Raw genomic sequence first — 12,919 nt, 5'->3', positions numbered from 1 at the left:
GGTGAAAGAAAATCAATGGCGAAACGCATGGCCTTTTTGTTTTATATTTTTTCCAAAGCTTCAATTCCCGCTACTCGGGCTTTTTGCAGCAACTGGTAGTTGGCTTCTGAGATTTTGATTTTGGATTGGATCAAATGTTCGATCATTCTTTGCAGGGTATCCTGATCGTTGTTCTGGATGATCAACGTGATGATCTTTTGATTTTGGATACTGTTCCGGTCGCTGATGTGGGTGAGCAGCTTAGTACTCAGTTCGTTTTTCAAAGGTACCTGTTGCAGTTTATTCAGCGCTGCTACCTGGGTATAGTAGGAAAGCGAATCGTACTGCTGAACCAGAAAATCCTGCATCTCCTGACGGCCAAATAGTTTTTCGGGTATTTTCTCGATTGCGTTTTTGGGAAAGTACCCCTTCCCGTTTTTTACTAGTCCGAGGATTTCCGTCAGATTCTGCGCAAACTGGGCCTCCGACATATGCTCGATGAGGTAGTAGTGTGCCTGGGAGGTATTGTACCCGATGATCTTCGCAATCATCGGCTTGTCGAGTTGCCGCTGGGTGTGCCGACGGATCGAATCCACGACGGGCCCGTTGGCGATGTGCCAGAGCGTGTAGCACGTATACAGCGCCCCTTCGATCACTTCGTCCCGGATGGCCTCGACCGTCGCCCCGGAGTAGCCGTCCACGGTTTCCTCGGCTTTCACCACTAGTTTTTCGGGAGATAGTCCCGTAAATACCAGGTCATGGCTGGTCAGGATGCGCTGAAGTTTGGCATAATCGGCCAGCGTGAACGGCTTGTGGTCCAGCTTCGTCAGCGGGTTGTAGGGCTGGGTCTGGTAGTTGATGAACTCGCCGATCAGATTCCAGTTAAAAATCACATGGACGTTGTAGCAGATTCCCTCTTCGCAAACGGGGGCCATGATGTTGGCCGAGTATTTTTCTAACCGATCGCCCCAGCGCACTTCCTGTACCTCGAAAGATCCACCATTTTTCGTTAGTATTTCAAAGGCAGGGCCCGGCTTGCTCACCAGATACGTGAGCAGGCCGGACAGTCCCATCAACACAAAAACGACAAACTTCATTTTGTTACTTCCATCAGGGTTCCCCCCAAATTATACGTCTGTACATTGGGCAGGTTCGGTTTACCTACCCCTTCGATCATCATCGCTTCCAGCTTGGGGAAATGATTCTGGTACAGGCCCCTCGGGGTCGTTTTTTCTTCCTTACAAATGGCCGCCGCCATGCCCAGCACTTCGCCCATCATGCCGGTGGTGCGCATCAGACGCACGGTCCCTAAGGCCACGTGCGATACGCTGATGTCGCGTCCCGCCATCATCAGATTGTCAATGTTTTTGGAATACAGGCAGCGAAACGGAATGGGGTAGGGATAAATTTTGATGTGCTTGGCGATGGACTTGAAGGCCGCGCCGGGGAACAGCCGGGAGTTCTCGGGGTCAGGGTAGTGCAGATCGATGGTCCAGGAGGTGGGCGCGGTGCCGTCGGGGTAGACGCGCTGTTCCATCAGGTCCTGCTCAATGAGTACATAATCTCCTTTCAATCGCCTTGATTCACGCTTTCCCGCCACGTAAGCGACCCATTTGAGGGCGGCATTGGCAAATTTTTCCTTGTTGGCAGCTCGGTTTTTCAGGTACGACCAGTTGGAATAAACCGCCAGCATCCCATAATCGCGGATCTGCTCGAAATCCAAGGTCATATCCAGTCCCATCCCCGTTTCCCACTCCCAGTCGCCCTTGGTGATTTCCTCGGCTTTCTCTTCGTCCCAGGGTAGCCCCCATTGTATATCGGGAAAAGAAACCGGATGATCTTTCTTTTCCGAAAACCATTGCACCGAGGCCCCCATCGTCAGGTTGTCGGCTACTTCGGGAGCGGTTTCTTCACCATAGGTAGCGCGGCTTTCGCGGCCGGTCATGTACTCAGCGCCCGCCAGGAAACCAATCGTGCCGTCGCCCGTACAATCGGCAAAAAGTGGGGCTTCAAAAAACACCTTTTCGCCCGTTTCGATGTTGGTGGCGTACACTTTTTCAATTTTACCCCCTTTGGTTTCCACTTTGTTGGCGTGGTAGCTCAGGAAGAGCGAAATGTTGGGTTCGGCCAGTACGGCTTTCATTTTCTTCTCGTCCTCGTAGTACTCCTTGGGCTGGGCATTTCCCCCTTCCGAAGGGCCGATTTCATTCACGAGATTACCCAGCGCCGGGTAGGGTTCGAGGTTGATCCGGCCACCCAGGTGCACCCGCACTTCGGAGCTATTGTTGCCGCCCAGCACCGGACGGTCCTGGATCAGGGCTACCTTCACCCCTTTCCGGGCGGCCGAAATGGCCGAACAGGTACCCGCCATGCCGCCGCCGACTACCACAAAATCAAACGTGCCCGCGTTCTTCGGATTCTTGTCAAAGCCGAAATACGCGTTGCGGAAATCCGTCAGTTTTTCCTTATCTTCAATGGGCTTGAAATTGGCGTCGCTGGTGAACAGGATGGCATCGCAGCGGCCGTTGAAGCCCGTCAGGTCTTTGAGGGTGATTTTCGTTTCTTTCTTCGTGATTTTGACCGTTCCTCCGTCTGACCAACTCCAATTTTCGTTGTCTTTGCCGAAGGTTTTTCCGAGGGGTTTATCATTGACCAGCAACTGAAACTGTCCGGCCGCATCTTTGTCGGACCACCGGGCGGTCCAGTTGCGGGTGCGTACGTACACGCGGTACGTCCCGGTTTGGGGGAACGTGACGATCGTGCTGGCGTCCTCCACGGGGGTACCCATGCCGTGGGCCATCAGGAAGGAGGAGCCCATCACGTCCATAAACTGCTGATCTACTGACCAGCCGCCCTTCTTCTCGAAACTTTCGGCTTCGACCAACACCTGCTGCTGGGCCCGGAGCGGCAGGGCCAGCCAACAAAAAAGTACGGTTTTAAGTAGGATTCTCATACTAGGGTTAGGTTAGGTTCTTTGATTCGGTTTTTAGTAGGTACTTATTGGTTTTTGCACCGTCAGTAACCTCTTTTTTTGAGGAGATTCCTCCTACGCGTCACATCCTATTTACGAGGGCAAAGTACCTATGGCCTAAGGAAGGGTACTTTGAAGAACAATAGCCATTCCCGCTTTTTACGGCGGGAATGGCCGATGAAATCATCCAGGTACCTTACCGCCAGTCGGGATTTTGCTGGAGCTGCGGGTTGGCGTTGACTTCGTCCTGCGGAATGGGGAAGTACTTGTGCTTGGCCAGGACGGGGCGGTTGGGGTACACGTCGTTCACGGCCTTGGGGATTTCGGTCAGGAATTTGCCGGTACGGGTGAGGTCATACCAGCGGTCGCCCTCGGCAAAAAACTCCCAGTGCCGCTCCAGCAGCACCGCGTCGATGAAGGCATCCTTGCTCAGGCCCGGTGTGAGGTCAGGCAGTCCGGCCCGCTTCCGGATCGTGTTCACGTGGGCGTAGGCTTTGGCGGTAGCGCCGTTGAGGCGCGCTTCGGCTTCGGCGGCAATGAGGTACATGTCCGGCAGGCGCAGGATCGGGATGTTCACGATGGTACCCGTGGTCGAGATGGGATCACGGTACTTCTTCACAAGTACCCCCTGGGTGGTGATGGGCGTGATGCTGCGCTGAGGTACCCACTGGCCGGCCCGGTTGAGGTAGGTGGTGTCCAATAGCTGGCGGCGCTTATCCTGCGGATTGAAGGAATTAAAAAAGCTCATGTACGCAAACATAGAGCCAAAGGAAGTACGGGCGTACTCCGCTCCCGCACTGCCCGAAGGCCCCGCCAGCCCCACCAACTGGTGGCTGTTGCCGGGCGAAATGGGGTCGGCTTCATAGGCCCACATGTTCTCGGCTCGGGCGGCGTTTTCGGTCAGGTGGCTATACACATCCATCACGTTGGGCAGCAGGGAGTACTTGCCCGAGTTGATCACCGACTCGGCTTTGGCCAGGGCCGTGGCCCAGTCTTCGTTGTAAAGCGCCGCCTTGGCGTAGAGCGCGTTCACTACTTCGTTGGACGGACGCCCCCGCTCCACGGCCGGGTACGACGGCAAGCCCGCCGCGGCGGCCTGGTCCAGGTCGCTGTAGATCTGCCGGTATACATCTGCCTTGGGGCTGCTGCCCACGTAGGCCTTGGCCTCCGAGGTACTTGGCTCGATCTTCACGGGTACATCGCCGAAGTTTTTGGTGAGCATCCAGTGAAAAAAAGCGCGCAGGTAGTACGCCTCGCCGATGATCTGTTTCTTGCGGGTTTCGTCCATCGTCGCGTCAGGTACCTTGGCAATAATCCAGTTGGCCTTTTCGATTCCACTGTAGGCGGCCGACCAGATCTGCTGGGGAGACTCGTTGGTACGCCCGGCACTGCGCTGGGTGGTGTAGGTGGGCTCTACGGTAAAGAGGGTGAGCGTGTTGCGCCCCACCACGGCCCGCGGATACACCTGGTCGGCGCTGTAGTCAGGTACCATGGTGGCGGCTGGGCCACCGTACATGCTGCTGATGGCGTCGTACACCCCGATCAGCGCCTTTTCGGCGTCGGAGCCGGTTTTGTAAAAATTGTCCGTAAAAATGGAGGAGTATACCGTCTCTTCCAGTTCGCAGGAGGTAGTTCCCAGGCAGAGAAGTACCAGCGGCGCGGCTTTATATAGAGATTTGAGAGAAATCATGGTCAAATGCGTTTTTATATTCAATTAAAAAGTAAGCTGAATACCCCCCAGGAACGATTTGGCCTGCGGGTACACCAGGTTGTCGATCCCGATTTGGGTATTGGAGCTGGCGTAGGTATTTACTTCCGGGTCAAAGCCTGAGTACTTGGTGAGCGTAAACAGGTTGTTGGCACTGACGTAGAGGCGCAGCCGGTTAAATACCTTGTTGGCAGGCAGCGTGTAGCCCAGCGTGATGTTTTTGCAGCGCAGGTAGGAGCCGTCTTCCATGGCGTAGTCGGTAATGGGCAGGCGGCCCGCTACAAACGCACTCACGTACTGATCGCTCGGGTTAGTAGGCGTCCAGCGATCTACCACGCCCCGGAACAGGTTGCGCTGCCCGAGCGGGTTCTCGAACGAAAGCCGAGCCACGTTGTAGATGTCGTTGCCCTGGGTACCCGAGAAAAACGCGCTGAAATCGAAGCGTTTGTAGTTTAGGTTGGTTGAGAAACCAAAGATAAAGTTGGGGTTAGGATCGCCGGTGATGATCTGGTCTTTGGCGTCGATCACGCCGTCGTTGTTCAGGTCTTTTACTTTGTGCCCCCCCACGCGTCCGTCGTAACCCGGAATGATGGCGTCGCCGGTTTGGTTGATGCCGTCGAAGACGTAGGTTTTAAATACCCCCAGCGGCTCCCCTACTTTCAGCAGGCTGTAGTTGTTGGCGAAGCGTTCCTGCGTGGTACCTCCGTCCAGGTCCAGGAGCGTGTTGCGGTTGAAAGTGATATTGCCCGACACCGTCCAGCGGACCGGACCGTCCAGAATGGTGGCGTTGGTAGCCAGCTCAATCCCTTTGTTTTCGAGCGCGGCGTAGTTGCCGGTAATGCTCCCGTAGCCCGACGAAAGCGGCAGCGTTTTCACAAACAGCAGGTCGTTGGTCCGTTTGTGGTAGGCATCCAGGATGAGCGAGATGCGGTTGTTAAGCAAGCTCAGGTCCAGTCCCACGTTGCTTTGCGCCGAGCGCTCCCAGCGCAGGTCGGGGTTGGCAATGCCCGAGGGCCGGATGGCCGTTTGGTACGTATTGTTCAGGTTGTAGCCGCCGCCCGAGCCCACCGTCGCCAGCGACTGGTAGGGATCGATGCCCCCGGCGTTGCCGGTGATGCCGTAGCTGGCGCGCAGCTTTAGGTCCGACAGCCAGCGCACGTTTTGCAAAAACGGCTCCTCAATGACGCGCCAGGCCGCCGATATAGCCGGGAAGAACCCGTACTTGTGGTTGGCCCCAAACTTACTCGAGCCGTCCACGCGGGCCGTCAGGTCCAGGAAGAACTTGTCGCGGAAGCCGTAGTTGACCCGGCCCATGTAGGAGTCGAGGCGTTGCTTGCTCCGGCCGCTGCTTACGGTGCGGTTCAGGGCCAGCTGTAGCGCTTCGTTGCGGGTGGCGTCGTTGGGGAAGCCCGTGGCGTTGATCGAGTTGCTGTTTGAATTCTCTACCTGCGAGGCAAATACTCCCGTAAAGCGCAGGCTGTGGTTGTCGGCAAACTTGGTGCTGTAGGTCACGATGCTTTCGTGCAGCAGCCCCAGGAAATTGCCGTTGGTTTTAGAGGCCGTACCCGAATTGTCGTTAATATCGGCGCGGTTGATGATCGAGATCGGCGAGTAGGTGTCAATCAGCCGGTTCTCAAGGTCGGAGTTGAACGACGCCCGGTAGGTCAGTCCCGGCAAGATGTTAAACTCACCGTAAAGGTTGATCAGGGTGCGCTTGATGGAGCGCTGTAAAAGTACCTCCGTAAAGTTGAGGGGGTTTACTACTTCGCGGTACTGGCCGTTACCCTGCTCTCCGAAAGGAAAAATGGAGCCGTCGGGGCGGTAGGGCTGCAAGGTCGGGGGCGCTCCCACGGCCGCTCCCAGCACGCTACCCGTCACCACGCCCGCGTCACCAATGGTGGTACTGCCCGCGTTGATGCCGTTGTTGATGTTGTAACTACCCATGATACTGGTCCCTACCTTGAAGCGGTCGCTGATCTTGTGGTCCACGTTCAGGCGGTACGAGTAGCGCTTGAAGTTAGAATTGATGATAATCCCGTCCTGATCAAAGTAGTTGGCCGAGAGCGCCAGCTGCGTTTTTTCGTTCCCGCCGTTGATGGAAAGCTGGTGGCTCTGGATGGGGGCCTGCTGAAAAATCAGGTTCTGCCAGTTGACGCCTTCGCCCAGGGAGGCGGGGTTGGGGTAGGCGTTGTTTTTAAATACTTCGTTTTCCAGTTGGGCAAATTCCGCCGCGTTTAGTACGTCCAGGGTTTTGTTTACCTGCTGCACGCCGTAGTAGCTATCCAGCGACACCCGCGTAGCGCCCGCTCTACCACGCTTGGTGGTGATCAGGACCACGCCGTTGGCGGCCCGGGCGCCGTAAATGGCCGACGCCGAGGCATCCTTAAGTACCTCCACCGACTCAATGTCGTTGGGGTTGATGGTCGAGAGCGGACTCACGTCGTTGATGCCGCCGCCGTTGGAGATCTGGATGCCGTCGATGACGTACAGTGGCTCGGCATTGCCGTTGATGGAGTTGGTACCCCGAATCCGGACGCTGATGTTCCCACCCGGCGAGCCGGAGTTCTGGTTGATCTGCACGCCCGATACCCGCGCCTGTAGGCCCTGGGCCACGTTGGTGACGGGGAGCTGCGTGAGCTCTTCGGCTTTTACCGAAGCAATGGAGCCCGTGGTTTCGATTTTCCGCTGGGTACCGTACCCTACCACCACTACTTCTTCCAGCGCTTTGGTGTCGGAGGCCAGGGTGATGTCGATCCTCGCGCGGTTATTAACGGGTACTTCCTGTTTAAGGTACCCCACAAACGAAAAAACCAGGGTGGCGGTAGGGGCCGCCGAAAGCGTATAACTTCCGTCTACGTTGGTGATACTACCGCGCTGGGTCCCTTTGACGGTCACGCTGACGCCGGGCACAGTTTCGCCGGTTTCGTCCGTCACTTTTCCGGTGATGGTCAGGTCCTGCGCCCGTAGCCCTTCGGCCGTGGCCAGCAGGCCCAACAGCAGAAAACAAGCTTTGCATAAAGTTTTTAACATGATGATAGAATTTAAGGATTTAGAAGTACTCAATACAAAAAATACAATTTTTCGTGCATCTTTCCCGCTTTTGTTTTAGTGAGGCAAATAGTACAAAAAACCAGGTTTTTGGGTCTTACCTTGGATTTTATAGTTAAATATAGCCAAGAAGAAACAGCCTCCAAAAGCCCCATAAAGCCAAAATAAGCTTGTTTAAATCAAAAAATATCGGAAACGTTTGCGGATACGTTACCGATATATGAAAATACGCATTATTAATAGAATATTTTTTTATCTTCGTCCGTCCGTTATTTTGGGGAAACTGCCCATTCATTTTCGGGATTTTATCAAAAAAATACAACAAACTACCCATGATTGAGTGTAGCAAATGCCAGCGGGTCGAGAGCATTATGAAGGCGGGCTTTGTGCGGGGCAAGCAAAGGTACCTCTGCAAGGATTGCAACTACTTCTTTACGCTCCCCAGCGCCCAAGTACCCACCAAGCGTAAAAGGCACCAAACCACCATCATCGACATCGCCCGGGAGCTGGGCGTGTCTAACTCCACGGTATCGCGGGCGCTGCACGGGCACCCCGATATCAGCCCCGACACCAAAAAGGCGATTTTGGAAGCGGCCATCCAGCTCGACTACCAGCCCAATCAGCTCGCCTACAGCCTGGTGAAAAGCCGCTCCAACACGGTGGGGATCATTGTACCGGAGTTTCTGACACAGTTTTTTCCGAACGTGATCGTGGGCGCGCAGGGGGTACTTTCGCGGGCAGGCTACCACCTGATGATCATGCAGTCGGACGAGTCGTACGAGACCGAAGTGGGCAACACCCGGGCGCTGCTGGCTAACCGCGTCGACGGGCTGATTGTATCCATGAGCCACGAGACTAATAACTACGAGCATTTTCAGGCCTTCGAGAAGCGGGGCGTGCCGGTGGTGTACTTCAACCGCGTGTGCCGGGAAATAGGTACTTATAAAGTGGTGGTCAACGACTACCAGGGGGCGTTCCGGGCGGTGGAGCATCTGATCGCTAACGGCTACCGGCGCATTGCGCACCTGGCCGGCCCGCGCAACCTGGTGATTAGCCAGGAGCGGCTGCGCGGCTACACCGAAGCCCTCCAGAAATACGGCCTGCCGGTGCTGCCCGAGCTCACCATCCACGGCGACCTGACCGTCGAGAAAGCCCGGATTTACGGCAGGTACCTTCTCGAGTTGGACCACCCGCCCGACGCCATTTTTGCCGTCAATGACCCCACGGCCATCGAGATCCTGCTACTGGCCCGGGCCAAGGGGCTGCGGGTACCCGAGCAACTGGGGGTAGTGGGCTTCAGCGACGACTCCATCGCGATGCACATCGGCAATGGCCTCACCACCGTGAAGCAACCCACCAACCTGATGGGCCAAACCGCCGCCGAACTGATCCTGAAGCTCATAAGTGAGGACGAAGACACCTACCCCGCCGAAACCCAGGTACTGGAAACGGAACTGATCATCCGGGGGTCGTCGGTACGGGGAGGGAGGTAGCCAGGCCTACGCTCCGCTTTTTTTCATTTGCCCCGGGTACCTTGCAAAAAACGGAAGCAGGAAAGGGAGTAAAAGCACCCGCCAGGTACCCTTTCTAGCATACAAAGTACCTTTTCAAAACCCGTATGAACTATACCCGTATTGCCGCGTTCGTCCTGCTCTTTTCTTCGCAGTTGTACGCCCAAAACTACGACGAAGCCCAGGTAGGTACCTACACCCTGCCGGAGGTACTTCAAGCCAACAACCAACAGAAAATCACAACGAAAAAACAATGGGAAACGACCCGGCGACCGGAGGTACTTGCGCTTTTTGAGGAGCACGTGTACGGCCAGTTTCCGAAAAAGTACGAGCGGCTCGAGTATTCCCTAAAAAATGAAAACCCCAAAGCCATGAACGGCAAAGCCCACCTCAAGGAGGTGGAGATCGTGGTGTACAACAACAGCAAGCCCGTCCGGATCAACCTGGTTCTTTTTGTGCCAAACCATGCTCAAAAACCCGTCCCGGCCTTTCTGTTGATCAACAACCGCAGTGCCCGAAACACGGCCCCCGAGCGCGATACGCTGAGCGGCTTTTGGCCCGCCGAGCTAGCCATCGACGCGGGCTACGCCATGGCGGCCTTCCAGGTAGGTGACGCCGCGCCCGACAACAAAAGTACCTACCAAAACGGCGTGCTGCAGCTCTACCCCGAGCAGATCGAGGCCGACAACGGCATGCGCGCCATCGGGGCCTGGGCCTGGGCCGCCAGCCGGGTGATGGACTATTTTGAAAAAGACAAGACCATCAACGCCAGGCAGGTAGGGGTAGTGGGGCATTCGCGGGGTGGCAAGGCCTCGCTCTGGGCGGCAGCGCAGGATCAGCGCTTCGCCTTTTGTGCTTCCAACTGCTCCGGCAACACGGGGGCCTCGCTGGCGCGCCGGGATTTTGGCGAGCGCGTGGAGCGGATCAATACGTCATTTCCGCACTGGTTTGCCACCAATTACAAAAAATACAACCACAACGAAGCCGCCCTGCCCGTGGACCAGCACATGCTGCTGGCGCTCATCGCCCCCCGCCCGCTGTACGTCACCAATGCCTCCAAAGACCTCTGGGCCGACCCGACGGGTACCTACCTGGCCCTCCAGGCCGCCCAGCCGGTCTATGAACTCTACGGGCTTCGCTCGGCCCTGCCAGGTACCCCGCCGCCCATCAATACGCCGATTAAAAATGGCCCGCTGGGCTACCACAACCGCGAGGGCATCCATGACCTGACCGAGTATGACTGGGCCCGGTTTATCGACTTTGCCAATGGGCATTACCAGAAAAAATAGACGTTTTGGATTCAGCGTGGGAGGGGCCGTTTTGCGTACGCCCCCTCCCCTTTTTGATTTTACGGTGGTGAGAATGACCGATTTTTACCACCAAAGTACCCCGCCCGTAGGCCAATTTTGCATAACAAGCTAAACGCAACTAGGTTATGCAACGCAGAAAATTCTTATCTTCGGCCACGATGGCCTCTACGGTAGCCGTAACGGCCGCCTTGGGTACCGCTTCGTCAGAAGCAAAAGCCCACGACCGAACGGAAAAAGGGTTTGTGGTCAAAGCGGGTCAGAGCCGGTTCGGCGAAACAACGAGGCTGGGCGGTATCAATCCGAATGACATCAAAATCTCGGCCCGGGATACCGATGGCCTCCTGACCGTTTTTGAGTACCTGGGAAACGAAAAGGGAGGGCCGCCGCTGCACCTGCATCCCCACCAGGACGAGATTTTCTGCGTCATCGAAGGCAGGTACCTGTTTGAAGTAGGTGGTGAAAAACATCAGCTCGCGGCGGGGGACACCATTTTTCTGCCCCGCCAGGTACCCCACACCTTTGCCCAACTCACCGAGCACGGCAAGATGATTTTCTTTTTTCAACCTTCGGGAAAAATGGAGGAATTCTTCCGAAAGCTAGGTACCTTGAAGTCGGAGCCCTCCCCGCCGGAAGGCGCTCAACTCTTTGCCGACCACGACATGCAGGTGGTCGGCCCGCCGCTGAATGTAGATTGATCGTTGGTACAAATCCATCAAGGCCCATGATTTACGAGTACCGCCTACCCAGCCCGCCCTTGCGGGAGTACGTGCGTCTACTGCAGATCATCCATCTGGACTTCTCGAAGGTACCCGTGGTGCCTTTCAAGCCCTATTGGCCGCGCCCAGACCACTGCCTGGCCTTCTACCCGCGTGACCACGAAACGGTGGAGTACGTCGATAGCGGCCGGCAGGAAGCCAAGCCGCGCTCGGCCCTGATCGGCCAGCCTACGGTGGTGACGAATCGGTACGTCGGGCGCGACTTCTTTGTTTTTCAGGTGGTGTTTCAGCCGGGGGCTTTGTTTCGGCTCACGGGCCTGCCCGCTCACGCCCTCACCAATACGTTTCTGGACGCCGAAGCGGTCTTTTCTCCGGAAATCAAGCGGGTTAACGACCGCCTGGGCAGCACCGACCGGTACCCTGATATGATCCAGATCGTGGAGCAGTTTCTGCACTACCTGATTCGGAAATCAAAACGAGACCGGTTACCCATCGACAAAGTGAGCCATTGGATGCTGCATGCGCCCCAGGGTACTTCTCCTCTCCTGCGCTCGGTAGACTGGCTCGCCAAAGAGGCCTGCCTGAGTCCCAAGCAGTTTTACCGTCAGAGCGTCGAGCGGCTGGGCGTCAGCCCCAAGCTTTTCGACCGCATCATTCGCTTTGACCAGGCCGTGAAATACAACAATGCCCAGCCCCGGAAAGATTGGCTGAGTATCGCGCTGGAGACTGGCTACCATGACTACCAGCACCTGGTGCGGGACTTCCGGACCTTTACCACGCTAACGCCGCCGCAGTTTGCGCAGCAAGACAGCAAAGCCCCCGAAAGATCCTTCGGAATTGCGGAGAAGTAGAAGCGGTTTGAGGTACTTTCATTTGAGGTACTTTGTCGTTCTACCAAGGTACCTTACGAATTCTTCCAATCAGCTTGTGGGTACTTTCACGGGCTCCCGCAAAATCGTTTTTAGTTTTTCGGGGGGCGTTTTGGTAAAATCCGACAGGTAAATTTCGTGGTGCGGGCCGTTCTTGGCGAGCCGGTGTTCCTGGGCGAAGCGAAGTATCTGCTGCAAGCTCTCGGGCTCGGTGGCAAAGGGGCCCAGGTGCAGCATTTGGATACAAGTACCTTCGGCCATTTCGTGCAGCGTAACGGCCTCGGCCAGGGGTACTTTCTTTTTGGCAAGTACTACCCGTCGGGCCGCTTCCAGGTCTTCGGCCGTCACGAAGTCGGGCATCCGGATCAAAAGCCGGTACTTCCAGTCGCTCCGACTTACGCGTAGGGGTACTTGCTGCCCTGAAACTTCAAGGTACTTTTCTTCGTCAAACCACCACTGGCCTTCCAGCTTGGGTACCCCAAAATCCTGGCCCTGGGCTTTTAACGCAAATTTCAGGGTATAAGCCGTGCTGTACAAAGCCTGAATGTGTTCGGCAAAAGCCGGTTCGGACGGGTCTCCCTCACCCAAAATCGACAAAAACCGCGCGGGTTCTACCTCCACCAGCTCGGGGATAGGCTTGGCGGTGTAGTAACTTTTATAGTATTTGGTTAAATCTAACTTATTCATTCTAAATATATTTTAAGATTGTTTTCGTAAAAAAGCACCATTTAGCTGACAACCCTATGGCAGGAAGAATGAAAAATATTCCCTACTTTCACCATTATCTAGCCAAAGTACCCCCAGCTT

General features: G+C 55.8%; 9 protein-coding genes. 4 read left to right on the top strand and 5 right to left on the bottom strand.

Annotation, left to right across the window (positions count from 1 at the left end):
- Positions 1–41: 41 nt before the first annotated feature.
- From HNQ92_RS20715 to HNQ92_RS20700, 4 genes are all read right to left on the bottom strand, one after another.
- On the bottom strand, positions 42–1,076 hold the full coding sequence (locus tag HNQ92_RS20715; protein WP_184176854.1) for a hypothetical protein: 1,035 nt from the start codon (positions 1,074–1,076) through the stop codon (positions 42–44).
- The gene (locus HNQ92_RS20710; RefSeq protein WP_184176852.1) at positions 1,073–2,932 is read right to left on the bottom strand and encodes an FAD-dependent oxidoreductase; all 1,860 of its coding nucleotides are present in this window, start codon (positions 2,930–2,932) and stop codon (positions 1,073–1,075) included. Before HNQ92_RS20710 ends, HNQ92_RS20715 begins: the two co-directional genes overlap by 4 nt.
- A 214-nt stretch (positions 2,933–3,146) precedes the next feature.
- Positions 3,147–4,640 (bottom strand): RagB/SusD family nutrient uptake outer membrane protein, encoded by a 1,494-nt coding sequence (locus HNQ92_RS20705; RefSeq protein WP_184176850.1) that lies wholly within the window; start codon positions 4,638–4,640, stop codon positions 3,147–3,149.
- A gap of 24 nt (positions 4,641–4,664) precedes the next feature.
- A complete protein-coding gene (locus HNQ92_RS20700; RefSeq protein WP_184176848.1) occupies positions 4,665–7,688 on the bottom strand; it encodes a SusC/RagA family TonB-linked outer membrane protein in 3,024 nt (1,007 codons plus the stop codon).
- A gap of 350 nt (positions 7,689–8,038) precedes the next feature.
- Here HNQ92_RS20700 and HNQ92_RS20695 point away from each other — a divergent pair, with 350 nt between their 5' ends.
- The 4 genes from HNQ92_RS20695 (at position 8,039) to HNQ92_RS20680 (ending at position 12,094) form a co-directional block, all read left to right on the top strand.
- Positions 8,039–9,199 carry a substrate-binding domain-containing protein gene (locus HNQ92_RS20695; protein ID WP_184176846.1) on the top strand — a complete coding sequence of 387 codons (1,161 nt, stop codon included), beginning with the start codon at positions 8,039–8,041 and terminating at the stop codon, positions 9,197–9,199.
- 125 nt (positions 9,200–9,324) lie between these two features.
- On the top strand, positions 9,325–10,506 hold the full coding sequence (locus tag HNQ92_RS20690) for a glucuronyl esterase domain-containing protein (protein WP_184176844.1): 1,182 nt from the start codon (positions 9,325–9,327) through the stop codon (positions 10,504–10,506).
- Between the two features lie 146 nt (positions 10,507–10,652).
- Entirely contained in the window at positions 10,653–11,222 is a 570-nt protein-coding gene (locus tag HNQ92_RS20685) for a cupin domain-containing protein (protein ID WP_184176842.1), read from the top strand.
- Between the two features lie 26 nt (positions 11,223–11,248).
- On the top strand, positions 11,249–12,094 hold the full coding sequence (locus tag HNQ92_RS20680) for a helix-turn-helix domain-containing protein (protein ID WP_184176840.1): 846 nt from the start codon (positions 11,249–11,251) through the stop codon (positions 12,092–12,094).
- Between the two features lie 69 nt (positions 12,095–12,163).
- Here the strand turns inward: HNQ92_RS20680 and HNQ92_RS20675 are convergent, their stop codons facing one another.
- Positions 12,164–12,799 (bottom strand): GyrI-like domain-containing protein, encoded by a 636-nt coding sequence (locus HNQ92_RS20675; protein WP_184176838.1) that lies wholly within the window; start codon positions 12,797–12,799, stop codon positions 12,164–12,166.
- Positions 12,800–12,919 lie beyond the last annotated feature (120 nt).

The sequence above is a fragment of the Rhabdobacter roseus genome (assembly GCF_014202275.1).
Classification (GTDB): domain Bacteria; phylum Bacteroidota; class Bacteroidia; order Cytophagales; family Spirosomataceae; genus Rhabdobacter; species Rhabdobacter roseus.
The sequence above is the reverse complement of the archived record's forward strand: the minus strand, read 5'-3'. Positions and strand labels throughout refer to the sequence as shown.